Annotated in this window: 15 protein-coding genes; 8 read left to right on the top strand and 7 right to left on the bottom strand. The window is 57.1% G+C overall.

Translation table 11 applies throughout. The features are described from left to right. Positions 1 to 984, top strand: coding sequence for a selenoneine biosynthesis selenosugar synthase SenB (gene senB / locus NLU14_RS08170; protein ID WP_275705733.1), 984 nt, complete (start codon positions 1 to 3; stop codon positions 982 to 984). Here senB and selD read toward each other — a convergent pair. From selD to NLU14_RS08150, 4 genes are all read right to left on the bottom strand, one after another. After that, positions 968 to 3,244, bottom strand: a complete 2,277-nt coding sequence (gene selD / locus NLU14_RS08165; RefSeq protein WP_275705732.1) for a selenide, water dikinase SelD — start codon at positions 3,242 to 3,244, stop codon at positions 968 to 970. The genes senB and selD overlap by 17 nt on opposite strands. Then, a complete protein-coding gene (locus tag NLU14_RS08160; protein ID WP_275705731.1) occupies positions 3,244 to 4,002 on the bottom strand; it encodes a helix-hairpin-helix domain-containing protein in 759 nt (252 codons plus the stop codon). Before NLU14_RS08160 ends, selD begins: the two co-directional genes overlap by 1 nt. 43 nt (positions 4,003 to 4,045) lie before the next feature. Then, positions 4,046 to 4,444 carry a hypothetical protein gene (locus NLU14_RS08155; protein ID WP_275705730.1) on the bottom strand — a complete coding sequence of 133 codons (399 nt, stop codon included), beginning with the start codon at positions 4,442 to 4,444 and terminating at the stop codon, positions 4,046 to 4,048. A gap of 145 nt (positions 4,445 to 4,589) precedes the next feature. Next, the gene (locus NLU14_RS08150; protein WP_275705729.1) at positions 4,590 to 6,137 is read right to left on the bottom strand and encodes a bifunctional GNAT family N-acetyltransferase/carbon-nitrogen hydrolase family protein; all 1,548 of its coding nucleotides are present in this window, start codon (positions 6,135 to 6,137) and stop codon (positions 4,590 to 4,592) included. A gap of 186 nt (positions 6,138 to 6,323) precedes the next feature. Here NLU14_RS08150 and NLU14_RS08145 point away from each other — a divergent pair, with 186 nt between their 5' ends. After that, positions 6,324 to 8,210, top strand: coding sequence for a methyl-accepting chemotaxis protein (locus tag NLU14_RS08145; RefSeq protein WP_275705728.1), 1,887 nt, complete (start codon positions 6,324 to 6,326; stop codon positions 8,208 to 8,210). On the opposite strand, the gene NLU14_RS08140 is transcribed toward NLU14_RS08145, so the two are convergent. After that, entirely contained in the window at positions 8,200 to 9,141 is a 942-nt protein-coding gene (locus NLU14_RS08140) for a hypothetical protein (protein ID WP_275705727.1), read from the bottom strand. The genes NLU14_RS08145 and NLU14_RS08140 overlap by 11 nt on opposite strands. A gap of 76 nt (positions 9,142 to 9,217) precedes the next feature. Between NLU14_RS08140 and NLU14_RS08135 the strand changes: the two genes are divergently transcribed. Next, positions 9,218 to 9,769, top strand: coding sequence for a PaaI family thioesterase (locus NLU14_RS08135; protein ID WP_275705726.1), 552 nt, complete (start codon positions 9,218 to 9,220; stop codon positions 9,767 to 9,769). Between the two features lie 34 nt (positions 9,770 to 9,803). Here the strand turns inward: NLU14_RS08135 and recQ are convergent, their stop codons facing one another. Next, positions 9,804 to 11,717 (bottom strand): DNA helicase RecQ, encoded by a 1,914-nt coding sequence (gene recQ, locus NLU14_RS08130; RefSeq protein ID WP_275705725.1) that lies wholly within the window; start codon positions 11,715 to 11,717, stop codon positions 9,804 to 9,806. A gap of 94 nt (positions 11,718 to 11,811) precedes the next feature. Here recQ and NLU14_RS08125 point away from each other — a divergent pair, with 94 nt between their 5' ends. Beyond that, positions 11,812 to 13,023: a lysophospholipid acyltransferase family protein gene (locus NLU14_RS08125; RefSeq protein WP_275705724.1), complete on the top strand. Its 1,212-nt coding sequence runs from the start codon at positions 11,812 to 11,814 to the stop codon at positions 13,021 to 13,023. An 8-nt stretch (positions 13,024 to 13,031) separates the two neighbouring features. Then, the gene (locus NLU14_RS08120) at positions 13,032 to 13,691 is read left to right on the top strand and encodes an alpha/beta hydrolase (RefSeq protein WP_275705723.1); all 660 of its coding nucleotides are present in this window, start codon (positions 13,032 to 13,034) and stop codon (positions 13,689 to 13,691) included. Between the two features lie 61 nt (positions 13,692 to 13,752). On the opposite strand, the gene NLU14_RS08115 is transcribed toward NLU14_RS08120, so the two are convergent. Further along, positions 13,753 to 15,168 (bottom strand): TrkH family potassium uptake protein, encoded by a 1,416-nt coding sequence (locus tag NLU14_RS08115; RefSeq protein WP_275705722.1) that lies wholly within the window; start codon positions 15,166 to 15,168, stop codon positions 13,753 to 13,755. 253 nt (positions 15,169 to 15,421) lie between these two features. On the opposite strand from NLU14_RS08115, the gene NLU14_RS08110 reads away from it, so the two are divergent. From NLU14_RS08110 to NLU14_RS08100, 3 genes are all read left to right on the top strand, one after another. After that, on the top strand, positions 15,422 to 15,967 hold the full coding sequence (locus NLU14_RS08110) for a porin family protein (protein ID WP_275705721.1): 546 nt from the start codon (positions 15,422 to 15,424) through the stop codon (positions 15,965 to 15,967). Positions 15,968 to 16,037: 70 nt separating this feature from the next. Continuing rightward, positions 16,038 to 16,613 carry an acyl carrier protein phosphodiesterase gene (locus tag NLU14_RS08105; protein ID WP_275705720.1) on the top strand — a complete coding sequence of 192 codons (576 nt, stop codon included), beginning with the start codon at positions 16,038 to 16,040 and terminating at the stop codon, positions 16,611 to 16,613. Further along, the gene (locus tag NLU14_RS08100) at positions 16,613 to 17,203 is read left to right on the top strand and encodes an ATP-dependent zinc protease family protein (RefSeq protein WP_275705719.1); all 591 of its coding nucleotides are present in this window, start codon (positions 16,613 to 16,615) and stop codon (positions 17,201 to 17,203) included. The genes NLU14_RS08105 and NLU14_RS08100 overlap by 1 nt, the downstream gene beginning before the upstream one ends. Positions 17,204 to 17,214 lie beyond the last annotated feature (11 nt).

Raw genomic sequence — 17,214 nt, 5'->3', positions numbered from 1 at the left:
ATGAAAATAGCATTAATCACGCCCGCGCCGCCCGGGTCCAAAGCCGGTAACCGGGCGACAGCAGAGCGTTGGAGCGGACTTCTCCAGCAGGCAGGGCATCAGGTGTCCTTGCTTACTGAATACACGGATGAGCCCTGTGACCTGTTTATTGCGCTCCACGCCTGGAGAAGCCACGAAGCCGTGACCCGCTTCCGGCACCTGCACCCGGAAACGCCATTGATTGTCGTGCTTACGGGTACTGATATCTACGACCATCAGTACCGTTATCCGGAACAAACCCACAACTCCATGGAGGTTGCCGATTGCCTGGTTGGGCTCCACCATCGGGTCGGCCGGGACATTCCCGAACGCTTTGCGGATAAATTGGTCACGGTACTGCAGTCAGCCGACAAACCCGTAAACGGGACGGATGACCGTAAAAACACCTTTGATATCTGCGTCATCGGGCACTTGCGCCAGGAGAAAGACCCCCTGAGGGCCGCATTGGCGGCACGGCTATTGCCCGACACCTCGGCTATTCGCGTATTCAATGCCGGCAAGGCCCATACCCCGGACTGGGAGCAGCAGGCCCTGGCTGAGCAGGAAGCCAACCCCCGCTTCAAATGGCTGGGGGAGCTGGACAAGCCCGCTATCCATCGGTTGATGCACTCATCCCGCGCCATGGTGATCAGTTCGTTGATGGAGGGCGGCGCCAATGTTGTGTCTGAAGCCTGCAGAGCCGGCCTGCCCGTGATTGCATCGGATATTTCCGGAAACCTTGGCCTGCTGGGCGACAACTATCCCGGCTATTTCCGTGTTGGCGACGAGGCCGATCTCGCCAGGGTGCTGCAGCAAGCGGAGCAATCCTCCAGGTTCCTCGGAGAACTGCACAACCGCGTCCGGGAATTGGCCCGCCTTTTTACGCCTGAAGCGGAGCAGGCGGCCTTGCTGGCTACCATTGAGAAGGCGTTGGCCGGGCGTGCCCGGCTCAGTCCCGGAGCGTGATCGGCTCGATAGGCCCGCTTTCGTCCTGGGGCAGCACCTTTCCAATGATCGCCGTATGGGGATAACCCATGGCTTTCAACTCACTGACGCAGGCATCGGCCTGATCAGCGGGCACACTGGCCAGCAGACCACCGGCGGTCTGGGGGTCGAAGATCAACGGATAGCGGGGGTGCTTGACCCACTTCTCCTGGTCGCGGATGCCACGCCGCAGGCGAATATTGGCCGGCTGCAGTGAACTGAGGATTCCGGCTGCTGCGGTTTCCTCGGCGCCCGGGAGTATCGGGATTGCACCCAGATCCAGTTGCGCATCAACACCGGACGGGCGCGTCATTTCAACAAGGTGCCCCAGCAACCCAAAACCGGTCACATCCGTACAGGCTTTTGAGCCATATCGGCGCAAGCATTGTGCTGCATCCTTGTTGGACTGGATCATTGAGGCGAGCGCCGAGTCAATCCAGCGGCCTTTGGCTGCAAGCTTGGCGTGGGCAGCGAACAGGGTGCCGGTGCCAATCGGCTTGGTCAGAATCAGCACATCTCCGGCCCGCAGGCCGCCCTTGCTCATCACTTCATCCGGATCAATCAGGCCGTTAACGGCGAATCCGAGGGCGAGCTCACGGCCTTCGCCGGTATGGCCTCCGACCAGGGCGCAACCGGCTTCATTCAGTACTTCCACGGCTCCGGACATCATCTGGTAGACCACGTCTTCCACTTTGGACTCAATGCCGTAGGGTACCGTGGCAACGGCGGTCGCGCTCTGGGCTTCGGCGCCCATGGCGAACACATCCCCCAGCGCGTGATTGGCGGCCACTTTGCCAAACACGTAAGGATCGTCGATAAAGGCCCGGAAGAAGTCGACGGTGTGCACCACCGCCTTGCCCGGTGGAACCGTGAGTACAGCGGCGTCATCCGGCGCATGCAGGCCGATCAGGATGTCGTCGCGTTCAATCGGGCGCAATTCACCCAGGGCGCGGGACAAAACGGTACTGCCCACCTTGGCGCCACAGCCGCCACAGCGCATGGCCACGGCGGAAATGGCCTGGGAGGCTTCCTCGGCGTTCTGGGCCGCACCGGTATCGGGCAGCGCCGTGTTCTCTTCCATGGCGGGGAGGTCATTAAACTTTGCCATGAAGCGTTTATCAATGCTGTCTTTCCAGCGCCAGACCCACTTACCGAAAAAGGACATGTCACCCCGGGAAGCGACCGCAAACTTGTCGCCGGTGCTGATCAGTGCCAGCCACTTTTTCTGGGGGTTGAAGGGCTTCGGCGTTTTACCCAGGGCATAGCGCTTAAGGTTGTCGGCCAGCGGGCGGCCCTGGCGGACGGCGAACACGCCAGCTTTTTCGCGGGGATGGTCCACCATATTGGCAATATCACCGGCGGCGAAGATGTCGTCGTCGGATTCCGATTGCAGCGTGTCCTTCACCCGGATAAAGCCGCCCTCATCCAGCGCAAGGCCGGTATCCGCAAGCCAATCCGGGCCGCCAGCGCGTGTCACCCAGAGAACTTCGTCAACAGGGTGTTTCTCGCCAGACTCGGTCATCAGGTGGTTGGCATCGACGTTTGAAACGGCCGAGCCCAAGTGCACCTTCACGCCCCGGCTAGCCAGCTTTTCAGCAAAGACCGCTCGCACCCGCGCATTGTGGGTTGGCAGAATCTGGCTTTCCGAATCGAACAGATGAAAGTGAAGCTGGTCCGGGTCATGGCCGCGCTTCTGCAGTTCCGCCCTTAGCCGGAACTGCATGGCCAGGGTAAGTTCAACGCCGCCGGCACCGGCGCCAACCACGGCAACGGACATGGGGCCTTCGTGGTTTTCAAGGCGCGACAAAAGGGACAGCCAGCGGTTATTGAAGCCGTTAATGGGCTTGACCGGTACCGCATGCTCCGTGGCGCCGTTGACATCGCCAACCCGGGGGGATGAGCCAATATTCACGGAGAGGATGTCGTAAGGCACATCCGGCCGGGAGCGGCAAACAACGCGTTTCCGGGAGCGGTCTATCCCGGTGACTTCATCCCGGTAGAAGCGCGCGCCGGCAAATTCCGCCAGTTTGCTGAGGTCGATATGGACGTCATCGTAGGAATAGTGCCCGGCCACGTAGCCGGGCAGCATGCCGGAGTAGGGCGTGTGGGTGTCCCTGCAGATGAGTGTCAGGCGGACACCAGGCACGGGGTTCATGGCGAAACGCTTGAGAACCCCAACATGGCTGTGTCCGCCGCCAACCAGGACAATGTCCCGTAAAACAGGCTGTTCGGATTGTTGCATTAAATGACTTTCTTGGCTTCGTCACTAAAGGTGCTGAAGCCTTTAACGTTCGAGAACGCCTTCAGCTTTTCCTGGTCGGCCGCCGAGGGGTTGGCGATCTGGTCAACCGATGTAATACCTGCCTCTTTCATTTTCCGGGCGGTGGCGGGGCCGATGCCTTTGACCTGCGTCAGATCGCTCTTGTCCTTCGGCTTGGGAGTACGCTTTGCCGCTGCCGGTTTCTTTGCAGCGGTAGCGGTCTTTTTTGGCGCTGCTTTAGCAGGTGCGGCCTTCGCAGTGGAAGCCGGGCTTTTGGCCGTTGTACCGGCCTTGGCCTTGGCGGCTTTCTTGGCCGTTGTTGCCTTCTTTGCAGCCGGCTTTTTGGCAGTTGTTTTGCTGGTTGCCGCTTTTTTCGGGGCAGACTTGGCAGCGACAGAAGACGGTGCCTTTTGGGCGGCTTTATCCGCAGCTTTTTGTACGTCCTCTTTGGCTTCCTTACTGGCGATGCCAAGGCGGTCGAGGATGTTGTTCTGCAATTCCTGGAACTCTCCCAGACGGCGCTCATATTCATCGCTGAAGCGCTTCATTTCGCGGTCACGAAGTTCATCCAGTTCCTTCAACAGTTTGCGAACGGGTTCCTGAATCTGGTTCTGGAGGCCGTCGAACTGTTTGAGGGCATCGTTGATCAGCTTTTCGATCTGTGACGACGTTTTTTCAAACTCTTTATTCACTTTCTTGACGACTTTATCAACATTCTGCTTTTTGGCTTTCTTGGCCATGAGGGCTGTCTCCTTACGGTGCGATTTGAGTATACGGGTGGGTTCAGGCCATTTGCCGGAGGCCGGAGGCGGGCCCGGAGGATCGTCTGGATTTCAGTGACTGCTTTTTACCGACCACTTCCCGGATGCGCCTGAGCTTCTCGGCCAGGGCTGAAGAAGAGCTGTCATTAAGTTCAACAAAATCAACCGAATAAAAGAAATTGCTGCAGTGCTTTCTACGCTCGGTCACCAGGCCGGTAATGCCATCAGCCCTGATGTTGTCAAACGGCATTTCCATGACGAGGTCCAGAATGATTGTGTCACCGGGATTGAAAACCTTGTCGGTCTTGATGACACAACCGAAATTATCCAGCTCGAACAGCGCGGCTTCCACCCGTTCGCGACGGAACAGGCCACGCTTTATGTGGAAATGTGCAACAAGATCCGGCAGTGCTTCGTTCATTTAAACGCGATCTCTGTTGGACTCCGGGCTTGCCCGGGTGACACCCCGTGGGAGTGACCTTGGATGTGTATGGTTAAACAATAGCCACACTCAGACAGTTTGGCAACGTGTTCAGTGTCATACGATAGGGCTCTCAGGCAGTTCTTCAACTGTCAGTATCATTTTGGCCCGTTTGTATGGTGTTGAGCGCGTAGATATCCGTGCGCCGGTCTTTCAGGTTGGTGACCGAGCCTTCGTTACGGACCAGCTTCAGCTTCTCCAGATCCATGTCTGAGAACATGATCATCTCCGTGTTCGGGGTTGTTTCCGCCATCACTGCGTCGTGGGGGAAAGCAAAATCCGAGGGGGAGAATACCGAGGACTGGGCATACTGAACGTCCAGATTCTCGACCTTGGGCAGGTTGCCTACGCTGCCTGTGATCACCACGTAACATTCGTTTTCTATGGCACGGGCCTGGGCGCAGTGCCGAACCCGCAGGTAGCCGTTCTTGGTGTCTGTCCAGAACGGCACCATGATGATATCCACCTCATCGCTGGCGGCCAGACGCCCGAGTTCCGGGAACTCGATGTCGTAACAGATCATGATGGCAACGCGGCCCGCGTCCGTATCGAACACCTTGAATTTCTCGCCACCTTCAATGACCCAGTCGCGGCGCTCGTGGGGCGTAATGTGGATTTTTCTCTGCTCATCGACACGGCCGTCACGGTGGCAAAGATAGGAAACGTTATACACCCGGTCGTTTTCCAGCAAGGGCATCGACCCGGTGATGATGTTGATGTTGTAACTGACCGCCATTTCCGACATCTGGTTTCGGAACTGCTCCGTGAAGCCTGCGAGGAAGCGAATGGCGCGGGTCTGGTCCAACTGGTCCGTCAGGCCCATCAGTGGGGCGTTGAAAAACTCGGGAAACAGCGCGAAATCGCTCTTGTAGTCCGACAGGGCATCCACGAAGTACTCGACCTGTTCCAACACTTCTTCCACCGACGTGAACTCACGCATCTGCCATTGGACCGCACCCAGGCGCACCTGTGTTTTCTTGACACTGAGCACCGGTGAAGGCGGCGTATAGAGGATGTTCCGCCACTCCAGCAGGGTGGCGTAGCCCAAGGACTTCTCGTCTTCCGGCAGATACTTGTGCATCAGCCGGGTGACCTGGAAATCGTTAGACAGCTGGAAGCTGAGGATGGGGTCGTAGATGTCCTTGCGATCCACTCGCTGGATGTATTCTTCCGGGGAATACTGGTCCGAATACTTGTGGTAGCCGGGGATACGGCCGCCCGCCAGGATGGCGCGCAGGTTCATGGAGCGACACAGCTCCTTGCGAGCCTCATACAGGCGCCGGCCAAGGCGGTAACCGCGATAGTCCGGATGGATAAACACATCCAGCCCGTAAAGCGAATCGCCTTTGGCGTTGTGCCAGATTTTCTCATTTCGCAGTATCAGGTCGTCATAGGTATGGGGGTTGCTGAATCGCTCATACTTGACGCAGACAGTGAGTGCCACGGCGATCAATTCGCCGGATTCCTCAATGCAGATCTGCCCGTCCGGGAACTGGTCAACCAGCGCCTTGATGGTGTCTTCGGGCCAGGCGCCGCCGATGTCATCGTAAACCCTGTCCATTAAACGCTGGAGCTGGGGGTAGTCATCGTTGGTCAGGTTACGAAGGTTGAGGTGCAGTTCTTCGTGGGCCATACGTGGCAGCTCCCGTTGGATGCAGAAGGAAAGTTCTGGAGAAAATCGTTGAATGTTCGTGCCATTTTATCAGATAGCGTTAAAGACTTCGCCGCAAATGCCGAAAACAAACTTATACAGAACACGCAGCCAACACGCTGTATGCTTGCACCCCGCGACCAGAATGACCCGAAAAGGACCCGAGAAATGAACCTGAGTTTTGGCCAGAAGTTGCTCATTGCCTTCGGTATTTTGCTTTTGCTTGTTATGGGGGCGTTCACCATCAGCGGCAACCTCAGGCTACAGGACACCACGGACACCTATGTGGATGCGCTGATTGAGGACACCGTGGCCCAGAGTACGTCCAGTATTGCCGATTGGCTCAATACCCGCCTTGCGATGACGGAATCAACGGCAAGGGCTCTGGAGTCGGTCGAGACAGACTCGGAGGCAAGGGTCATCCTGGCGGCTGCAACCACAGGCGGCGGTTTCATTGATGTGTATGTCGGGCGCGATGATGGCTACATGCTGATGAAGGACGACGCCTCTGAAGCCACGCTGCCCAGTGATTATGACCCACGTACCCGCCCCTGGTTCAAGCAGGCAAAGCAAATGGGCTCGGCCTCCTTCACAGAGCCGTATCTGGACGCGGGCACTGGCGGTACGATCATTTCCACCCTGGCGCCGGTCAAGCGTGGCGCCTACCAGGGCGTTGTCGGTGGTGATATTGCCCTTAAGACTATCGAACAAACCCTTTCCGCAATCACCCTGGCTGATACCGGCTACGCTGCGCTGATCAGTGACGATGGCACCGTGTTGTTCCATCCAGACCAGAAGCTGGTGGGTAAGAAGATCAATAGCCTTCTGGGGGAAGAACCTCGGCTCAGCGGAGAGGCGCACCGTTACGATGCGGGCGAAACCAACTGGACAGCCAGTTTCCACCGGATAAAAGGTGCCCGTGGTGTTGAATGGTATCTCGGCACTTTCATCAATGAAGGCAAGATCAATGCGCCGGTTGAGGCCGCGCGCGTAACGGGGCTGATCATCGCGGTTATTGGTTTGCTGGTGTCACTGGTCATCCTGCACTTCGGCATCCGAGTGCTGATGGCGCCGGTCCACAGGCTTAATGCGGCCATGGCCTCCATCGCCAGTGGCGAGGCGGATCTCACCAAGCGCCTGGACGACAGTGCCAACGATGAATTCGGCAAACTGGCCGCGGAATTCAACAGTTTTGTGGAGAATGTACAGAATGTGGTTCGCGATGTTCAGCGAGGCACTTCAGAACTGGGAGATAACGTTTCCTCGCTACGGGATACCGCCAGCACCAGCCGCGACAGCGTGGAAAAGCAGCAGGCCGAGATTGATATGGTGGCCACTGCGATCAATGAAATGTCCGCAGCTGCGGGAGAGATTGCACAGAACGCCCAGCAGACGGCGGATGCATCCAACACGGCCGATGCAGACAGCCGCGCCTCGCTCGAAACCGTCACTGCCTCCAGGGATGCGGTGCAGAAGTTGTCCAAGGAGATTAATGCCGCGGCTGAGGTTATCGACAAGCTCGGCAAGGATGTTACCGACATTACGTCTGTTCTTGAGGTGATTCAGGGCATTGCCGAACAGACCAACCTGCTGGCGCTGAACGCGGCCATCGAGGCGGCCAGGGCAGGGGATGCAGGCCGTGGCTTTGCGGTGGTCGCCGATGAGGTGCGCAACCTTGCCCGTCGCACCCAGGACAGCACCAAGGAAATCAACAACATGATCGAACGCCTGCAGAGTGGGGCAAATCAGGCTGTTGACGTCATGAAAGCATCAACCGCGGTTTCCAATGTGAGTATGGAAAAAGCCCAGGATGCCATGGAATCGCTTAACCGGATTGCTGATGCCATCACATCGATCAGCCAGATGACTTCCCAGATTGCGACGGCGTCTGAAGAGCAGACGTCAGTGACTGAGGAACTGAACTCGTCCATCACCCGCATAGCAGACCAGGGGCAGGAAGCTGCCAAAGCTGCCAGCGAAAACGATGTTTACAGCGGTCAGATCGAGTCGATTGGCAACACCCTCAGCCAGAATGTGTCGCGCTTCAGGGTTTGACCGGGTCTGTGTCGGGTGTAGACAGCAGCTTGATGCGTCGCCGTAGCTCCCGGAGAGTCTGACGGCCAATGGCCCAGGACTCGCCGGTCAGAAAAGGATTATCCAGGACAAGGACGGTCCTGTTATCCAGCCCCAATTCGTCAATGGCCCTGCCGTAGTAGCGGTTCAGGTAGTCTCCAAAGCTTCCGTCGTAAATCGCCCGCTCCATACCCAGTTGCAGCCGCTGTGCGGTTTCATGGTCGTTGCGGCTGACAAAAAAGTAGGAGGGCATCGGGTAGGCAAGAAGCAGGTTGGGTTCGATCACAAAGTCCGCGTCGTTTTCAAGTGCCAGGTCAAAGAGGACTTCGCTGACTCCTCGCGCAAAGCATTCGAAGCGATGATTCTCCAGCATTCGGAAAAGGATTTCGTACCGGGAGTGAGTCACCACGGTAACTCCATTAACCTGCAGAATCGATGAGTCCGGCCAGTGCGCGCCCTGGCCAATGCGGATACCAGCTTCCTGCAGGTCATCCAGGCTGCGGATACCCTCGAATTTTGGTAGCGATTCCTTCAGCACCACACATACCCGAAGCCCCAAAAGTCCGCCATCAATCGGGATGGGTATCGCCCGCAGATCTCGCTCCCTTTCGCCCGTTGTTGCAACGTTGGCAAGGTCTACCAGAGTGGATCGCTGCTGCTCCAGTTCACGGATAACCCGGCCCTGGGCCATTTCAGGCGTGCGGGTAATCTGGTAAGGGCCGTATTCCGGTGTTTTATCAAAGGCGAGGGCTACAAGGGCGCGGATCTGCGGGCTGTCGTAGTTGCGGTACCAAAGGCGATATTCCTTTACCGTGTCCTCTGCGGTGCTGTATGCGGAAGTCACACTGACGCCCGGGCCAACCAGCGAAAACGCCACACCCGCCAACCAGCAATACGCTCGCCTCACTTTCATTGAATACCAGCCCCGCGTCCATTCGAGTTATTATTCTACTCGTTCTTGATATTACATCAGCGAAGGATAGACAAGTATGACGATAATCGACAGCCTGATCGGTGCAACCGGGCAATGGGTGTCTGCATCAGACCCCGGGGCGCGAATCACCCAGCCGCTGGCGTGGCTCCGGAAAACCAGTGGATACGCCGCAGTAAACCGGATTATCGGCCTGTCGATTCCGTTCGCGCCACGCAACGGTTTCAGTGTTGAAGAAGTCCGCCCCGGGTTCGTGAAGGCAAGAATCCGTTTGAAGGGGAACAAGAACCACTTTGGCAGCCTGTACGCCGGCGCCTACTTCCTGGTGGCCGAAATCCCCGGTGGTGTGCTGACCCTGTTTGACCTGGGCCCAGCTTACACACCGATTCTCAAGGAGATGACCCTGCAGTTCCTGCAACCGGCCAATTCGGATGTGTTTGTTGAGTTCTCTCTGGATGAAGCCACGGTGGAAGCCATCAGGGCCGAAGCGGATGAAACAGGCAGGGCGGCGTTTACGCTGGAAGGCACCCTGTACGACCAGGAGGGCAACCACGTGGCCACGTCCATTGCCCAGTATCGGGTTCGCAAGAAGGGCTTCAAGGCGGACTAGCGGATTGGTGGATAAACAGTACCGCGGCCGGACTCTAGACGCGGTCCAGTTCACGCAGGGCGGTGAGGAATGTCTCCCCGTATTTTTCCAGCTTGGCAGCACCTACCCCGTTGATTTCCGCCATCTCCGAGAGACTGTTTGGTCGCTTCTCCAGGATTTCGAACAGGGTGGCGTCATGAAAGATCACATAGGGCGGCACACCTTTGTCGTCCGCCAGTGCCTTGCGACAGGCACGCAGCGCTTCCCATCCGGCCTTATCGGTGATCTGGTCCGCAATCCTGCGGCGGCCCGTCCCCCCTGAACCTCGGCCACCGGATGCTTTCACCACAGGATCCTTACGCAACTGGATGGCCACCTCACCCTTCAGCAGGGGGCGGCATTGCTCGGTAAGTTGCAGCGCTCCGTAGCCTTCCGGATCGGCCCTCAGGTAGCCGTTGGCGACGAGCTGCCGGAACACGGACTTCCAGTCGTTGGCCGACAACTCCGTGCCTATCCCATAAGTGGATACCTTGTGATGGCCGGACTGCATAATGCGCTCGTTTTCAGAGCCGCGAAGAACGTCAATCAGATAGGTGACGCCGAAACGTTGCCCGGTTCTGAACACACAGGAGAGGGCTTTCTGCACGGCAACCTTTCCGTCCCAGGTCTCGGGCGGATTCAGGCAGGTATCACAGTTACCGCAGGGCTGTTCCAGGGTGTCGCCGAAATACCGCAGCAACACCTGTCGCCGGCAACTGGTCACTTCACACAGGCCCAGCATGGCATCCAGCTTCTGGCGTTCAACGCGCTTGAAGTGGTCGTTCCCCATGGAGCCTTCGAGCATCTGTCGAAGCTTGATCACATCCTGCAGGCCATAGACCATCCAGGCGGTTGAGGGCTTGCCGTCACGCCCGGCCCGGCCGGTTTCCTGGTAATAGGCCTCCAGGCTTTTCGGCAGGTCCAGGTGGGCGACGAACCGTACATCGGGTTTATCGATACCCATGCCAAAGGCGATGGTGGCCACGATGATCACGCCGTCTTCCCGCAGGAAGCGTTCCTGGTGCCGGGCGCGGTCACCGCCGTTGAGGCCGGCATGATAGGGCAATGCGGTGTAGCCCTTGTCACTGAGCATCTTTGCCGTGGCGTCTACCTTGTTGCGGGACAGACAATAAACGATGCCGCAGTCGCCATCATGTTCTGCTTTAATAAAATCCAGTAATTGCTTGTTTGCATTGGTTTTTGGTGCAATTCGATACTGAATGTTCGGGCGGTCGAAGCCGCTGATGAAATGCCGGGCCTCGGTCAGGGAGAGTCGCTCGGCAATTTCCTTGCGGGTGCGCTCGTCGGCTGTCGCCGTCAGGGCGATGCGGGGTATACCGGGGAACTCGTGGGCCAGCCGGCTCAGCTCCAGATAGTCGGAGCGGAAGTCATGCCCCCACTGGGAGACACAGTGGGCCTCGTCGATGGCGAACAGAGAGATGGACGCGTGGTGCAGCAGGTCCAGGGTGCGGGGCTGGATCAGCCGTTCCGGCGCACAGTACAGCAGGTCCAGTTCGCCGGTCATCAGGGCATTCTCGGTGTCACGGGCCTGCTCGAAATCCATGGTGGAATTGAGAAACGCCGCTTTTACCCCCAATTCCTTCAATGCGGCAACCTGATCCTGCATCAGCGCGATCAGTGGCGAGATCACAATGGCCGTGCCGGCACGAACGAGAGCCGGAACCTGGTAGCACAGGGATTTGCCGCCGCCGGTGGGCATCAGCACCAGGGCATCGCCGCCGCCGACAATCTCGCGAATAATGTCTCCCTGCAAGGGGCGGAAGGTCTCGTAACCGAAAACACGATGCAGGACTTCTTCCGGGTCCTGGTCGGAAATACGGGGGCGCTCTGTGCTTAGTTCTGCAAAATCCATGACTTGGCCGGCGGTGTTGGTTGACGGTAAAACGTGCCGTTCTGGCAGGCGTGCCATGATACCAGAATCCCGTCACGGAATCGGCGGAGACAAACAAACCTTATAAACGCTACAATGCGGCTTTTTTCTGCACCCAACAAACAGGAACTCCATGCAGGAATTCGATGCCATCCGTCCCTATTCGGACGAGGAAACCGGAACGGCCATCAACAACCTGGTCAAGGATCCGGAATTTCTGGATATGGTTGGCCGCTTCAAATCGCCAACACTGGCCAAATGGGCACCGGCCATGCTCAGGATATGGGTCAGGCGCTGGCTGGTCAGCCACTTTGGCGGCCTTTCCCGTATTGACGATCTCCAGGCCCGCCTTTCGGGGTATGTTGGCGAGCTGGTGGACCACACCACCACCCGGGTGACCCACAGCGGGCTGGAAAACCTGGACAAGCAATCGGCGCACCTGTTTATCTCCAACCATCGGGATATTGTGTTCGACCCGATGGTGGTCAACTACCTGCTGTTCGCCAATGGGTTCAACACCACCCGGATCGCCATTGGTGACAACCTGCTGGCCAACCGTGTGTTTGCCGAGATGATGAGGCTGAACAAAAGCTTTGTTGTTCGCCGCAGCATGACCAGCCCACGGGAAATGCGCGACGCCTACATCATGCTGTCGGCGTTTATAAACCACAGCATCGACAATAACGAGAGCATCTGGATTGCGCAGCGGGAAGGTCGTGCCAAAGACGGCCTGGATTTTACCGACCCTGCCATCATCAAGATGTTTTACATGAGCAAGAAGAAAAGCGGGCTGGATTTTGGCGAAGCCATGAACAGGCTGCATATCGTGCCAGTGTCTATTGCCTACGAGTATGACCCCTGCGATATCGACAAGGCCTGTGAGCTGGAAACGCGAGCCCGTACCGGCAAATACATCAAGGCGGAAGGCGAGGACACGGACCAGATCATGCGCGGGCTGACAGGGTTCAAGGGGCACGTGCACGTTCATTTCGGCGCCCCTATCGCCGACGCCGAAGCTTCGCCAAAGGCGTTGGCGGCACGGATAGACCGCGAGATGCACGCCAACTACCACCTTCATACGTCCAACCTTGTGGCCTACCAGCAACGTGGCATACACCCGGACTCCCATACCACACGGGATTCCGTGAGCGATTCGGTGGTGACGGCGGAGGCCTGGTCAGCAGCGGAAATAGAAGCGGCCGAAGCAGAAATGGAGCGGCGGCTGGATGCCTGCGACCCGGCGATTCGCCCCTACCTGCTGGATATGTACGCCAACCCCGTGGTGACCGCGCTGGAAGCCCACAATGGCGACACGGATACACCCCGGAACACTCCTGATACCTGAGGTATTTTGTGCAAGACCTTGAATATATTGAGTTGGAAACCAACCCGAACCCTACCGCATCCGTTATCTGGCTCCATGGTCTCGGTGCCAGCGGCCACGATTTCGAGCCGGTGGTACCGGAGCTCGGATTGCCGGAGGATGCGGCGGTTCGCTTTATCTTTCCCCATGCGCCCAATATGCCGGTAACCATCAACGGTGGCATGACCATGCCCGCCTGGTACGACATCAAGGCAATGGACATTGATCGAGTGGTGGATACTGACCAGTTGATGACGTCTTCTGATGCCGTTGCGAAGCTGGTGGACCGGGAAATCGAGCGTGGTGTGAAAAGCGAGAACATCGTTATTGCCGGCTTCTCCCAGGGTGGTGCGGTCGCCTACGAACTGGGGCTGAGCTATCCGAAACGGCTGGCAGGCATCATTGCTCTTTCCACTTATTTTGCTACGGCCAAAACCGTTGAGGTTTCTGACGCCAACCGGGGTATTCCCATCCTTGTCTACCACGGAACTCATGACCCGATGGTACCGGAGGCCCTGGGCCGGCTGAGTGTTGAGAAGCTAAAGGAGCTGGGTTTCGAACCGTCCTACAAGACCTTCCCCATGGAGCACAGTGTGTGCATGGAAGAAATCGTGGATATTGGCAAGTTTCTGCGAAAAAACGTCCTGTAAAACGAGAGAGCGCTTTTAAAGTGGCTGCAGCGCAAGAAGTGGGGCTGCAGCACTGCCGGCCTCAGCTCCGCCAGAAGGCAGGAGACAGCACGATCACCACGCTCAGGATCTCCAGGCGGCCCATCAGCATACCCACCGACAGAATCCACTTGGCGGCCTCCGGTAGCGGTGCAAAGGTGCCCGCGGGGCCGATGGTGCCACCAAGGGCAGGGCCGACGTTGGTCAGAGCCGTCAGGGCGCCAGAGAGACTGGTGATGAAATCCAGTTGAAGGGCCGCCAGAGCGACGGTAATGATCAGCAGGCTCAGCAGGAAAATGAAGCTGTAGGCGATCATCGAGGAAATAATTTCGTCACTCACCGCACGGCCGTTGTAGTTGCGGGTAAAGACCGCCCTGGGATGCAACAGGCGCATTAACTGCTCCCGAAGAACAATAACGGAAAGCTGGAAACGGAAAATTTTCATTCCGCCGGCTGTTGAGCCGGAGCACCCGCCGATGAACATCAGGAAGAAAAACAGCACGAACGCCAGCGGCCCCCAAGTCGAGTAATCCTCCGACGCATATCCAGTTGTGGTGACGACCGACGTTACGTTGAAGAGTGTCGATACGTACCCATTAACGAGGTCGAACTCAACTGGCGAGACATACCAGCGATAGAGCGTCAGCAATGCGGGAACCACCAGAAGAATGGTGACAAACAGTCGAACCTGCTGGTCCCTGAATAGCACACCGTGCTGGCCGTGCATTTCCCGTACAAACAGGAAGAAGGGCATGCTACCGATCATCATGAACAGGGTGGCTTCCAGCAGGATCAGGTTGGAATCGAACTTGCCCATGGAGAGGTCGGACGTGGAAAACCCGCCCGTCGCAATACTGGTCAAGCCATGGTTAAAGGCATCAAACAGGCTCATGCCCGACAGCCAGTAAGTTGTTACTGCAATCACTGAGAACATTACGTAAACAAACAGCAGGCCACGGCTGAGGGTTTTCATTCGTGGCAACGCCTTGTCTGTCCACTCCGACGATTCCGTTGCAAAAAGCCGCATGCCGCCCACACGCAGGAAGGGCAGTACTGCGACGAACATGCCGATAATCCCGATACCACCTATCCACTGCAGCACCGAGCGCCAGAGCAGCAGGTCCTGGTCCATGGTGTCGAGGCCGGTAAGTACCGTGGCGCCTGTGGTGGTGATGCCGGAAGTGCCTTCGAAGAAGGCTTCACCAAGGGTAAGCCCCAGGTCACTGAGGTAGAAAGGAAGCGAGGAGAGCAGGGCGATGATGAACCAGCTGGAAACTGTCAGCACAAACATATAACGCGGTTTAAGATCCCGTGCCTGGCGGTAGGTCGCCAGTATCCCCAGCATGCCGGTGCCAAAACAGATAGCCGCAGACTCCGCAAACGCCATGGCGTTTGGCGATTCAGAGGATGCAAGAAGATGCACGGGCAAGGTCATGAAAATACTCAAGAGTATAAACATGACGCTCATGATAAAGATTACGGGGGTCAGGTTTCTCAAAGGACGCTCTAGCCGGCTGAACAGAGAGACGGCGTCAGAATACATGCGGCCTGGGGCTTTCGCAAGGTGGAACCCTCCGTGTGTCAGGGTCTTACAGGTAAATTAAATCACTGTAAATTCCACGTAAACGGGGATCCCTTTGCTGGTGTTTGTCGTCAGTCTGGTGCAATTTCGGATTGAGAGTCCGGTTATGGAACCAAAAGGAGTGTTGATAATGAATAAGCCAATTGCACTGATGTTGGGTCTTGCCACGATGCCTTTGCTGGCTGTATCCCAAAGCGCATCCGCCGACGTGTACAAATCTGGAGATGCCAGCCTGTACGCCGGCCTGAACTACAGCTTTATTAATATAGAAAACGGCAATGATGAGGTGGATGTCGGCACTTTGTCTGCCAAGGTGGGTGGCCTGGTGACACCCTTCTTCGGCCTGGAAGCGCGGGGCGGTTTTGGTGTGGACGACGACCGTATTGGTGGCGTGGATTATTCCCTGGACAACTTTTTCGGCGGGTACGCCACTCTTAACCTGGCGAATGAATCTCCGGCCACACCCTACGCCATTTTCGGCTTCACCCGGGTTGAGGTGGAAGCGGAGTCCTTCCTGGGTACCACTACCGAGGATGAGTCGGACTTTTCCTACGGCGCGGGTGTTAACGTTGAGCTGACACCTGAAGTGTCTGGCAACCTTGAATACATGCGTTATTATGACAAGGACGGCTCCACCGTTGATGGCCTTGGGCTGGGCGTAACCTTCAACTTCTGACCCGGTTGCTCCGGAAACACGGCTCTTTGGCGGCGGATGCCTGTTCGTCGCCAAAGCACCGGGAGTCTGCTTGAATCATCTTGCCCATCTTTTCCTTGCTCCGGATTCCCCCCAGGCCCGTGTTGGTAGCCTGCTCGGGGATTTTGCACGCGGTATCGTGCCGGATGATCTGCCCTCCGAAATCAGGGAAGGGCTGAAGCACCACCGGGCTGTTGATGCCTTCACTGACCAGCACCCGGAAGTCATTGCCAGCAAGCGGCTGTTCTCCCGGCAAAGGCGGCGTTTTTCAGGCGTGGCACTGGATATCCTCTACGATCACTACCTGTTAAGAAACTGGCAACGGTTCAGTCATGTCGAAGCTGATACCTTTATAGACCAAGTCTATGGGGAGCTTGATGCCAATGCCTCGTTAATGCCACCTCGAATGCAACAGGTTACCCGCCAGATCGTACGTCATGACTGGTTCCACTCCTATATGGACCTTGAAAACATCGGATATGCTCTGGATCGTGTTGCCGGTCGTATCCGTTTCAGGAATGAATTCAGCGGAATCATCGAGGAAATCCGGGAACACGATCACGAACTTGAGCATCGCTTCCTGCGTTTTTTCCCCGAACTCAAACACTTTGCCCAAGAGGATCTGTAATGTTGTCCGTTTCCATGATGCGTGTTTTTGTCGCTATTCTCCTTTGCCCTGCGCTCCTGATGGCTGAAGAGACCGGAAAAGGGAACAACACACCCGAAAGGCTTGGCTTTGTGGAATGGCTCGTACTTGAGGGCACGGGGCTTCGGATGAAAGCCCGGCTTGATACCGGTGCCAAGACATCCTCCCTGCATGCTGTCAATGTCGAACCGTTCAAGAAAGGTGAGGAAGAGTGGGTAAGCTTCCAGTTGCCCCTCGCCGACCACCAGGATGAAGATGATGCTGGTGGAAAGGACCTGGAAGAGGTGATCCTGGAATTCAACCTTCCGGTTGAACGTACCGTGAAAATCAAGCGGAAGGGGGCACCTTCCCAGCGTCGGTATGTGGTGGTTATGGACTTTTGCATTGCAGGAACCACCCACAAGACCGAGTTCTCACTCACCGATCGCGGGAAGTTCTCCTATCCGGCTCTTTTGGGGCGGCGCTTCATGCGTGACGACAATATCCTGATCGACTCTGCGGACGCCTTTCTCGCCACACGGGAGTGCGCACACAAAAGCCTTGCGGAACTTGCGGAAGAACATGCGGGCTAAGTGGTTTTTAG

This window comes from Marinobacter iranensis, assembly GCF_029207565.1.
Taxonomy (GTDB): Bacteria; Pseudomonadota; Gammaproteobacteria; order Pseudomonadales; family Oleiphilaceae; genus Marinobacter; species Marinobacter iranensis.
The sequence above is the reverse complement of the archived record's forward strand: the minus strand, read 5'-3'. Positions and strand labels throughout refer to the sequence as shown.

Coding starts and splice junctions, on each gene's coding strand:
- NLU14_RS08160 (WP_275705731.1), bottom strand. CDS start 4,002: ATGGCCAAGAAAGCCAAAAAGCAGAATGTTGATAAAGTCGTCAAGAAA.
- NLU14_RS08125 (WP_275705724.1), top strand. CDS start 11,812: ATGCAGGAATTCGATGCCATCCGTCCCTATTCGGACGAGGAAACCGGA.
- NLU14_RS08110 (WP_275705721.1), top strand. CDS start 15,422: ATGAATAAGCCAATTGCACTGATGTTGGGTCTTGCCACGATGCCTTTG.
- NLU14_RS08145 (WP_275705728.1), top strand. CDS start 6,324: ATGAACCTGAGTTTTGGCCAGAAGTTGCTCATTGCCTTCGGTATTTTG.
- senB (WP_275705733.1), top strand. CDS start 1: ATGAAAATAGCATTAATCACGCCCGCGCCGCCCGGGTCCAAAGCCGGT.
- NLU14_RS08115 (WP_275705722.1), bottom strand. CDS start 15,168: ATGTTTATACTCTTGAGTATTTTCATGACCTTGCCCGTGCATCTTCTT.
- recQ (WP_275705725.1), bottom strand. CDS start 11,717: ATGGCACGCCTGCCAGAACGGCACGTTTTACCGTCAACCAACACCGCC.
- selD (WP_275705732.1), bottom strand. CDS start 3,244: ATGCAACAATCCGAACAGCCTGTTTTACGGGACATTGTCCTGGTTGGC.
- NLU14_RS08100 (WP_275705719.1), top strand. CDS start 16,613: ATGTTGTCCGTTTCCATGATGCGTGTTTTTGTCGCTATTCTCCTTTGC.
- NLU14_RS08135 (WP_275705726.1), top strand. CDS start 9,218: ATGACGATAATCGACAGCCTGATCGGTGCAACCGGGCAATGGGTGTCT.
- NLU14_RS08155 (WP_275705730.1), bottom strand. CDS start 4,444: ATGAACGAAGCACTGCCGGATCTTGTTGCACATTTCCACATAAAGCGT.
- NLU14_RS08140 (WP_275705727.1), bottom strand. CDS start 9,141: ATGAAAGTGAGGCGAGCGTATTGCTGGTTGGCGGGTGTGGCGTTTTCG.
- NLU14_RS08150 (WP_275705729.1), bottom strand. CDS start 6,137: ATGGCCCACGAAGAACTGCACCTCAACCTTCGTAACCTGACCAACGAT.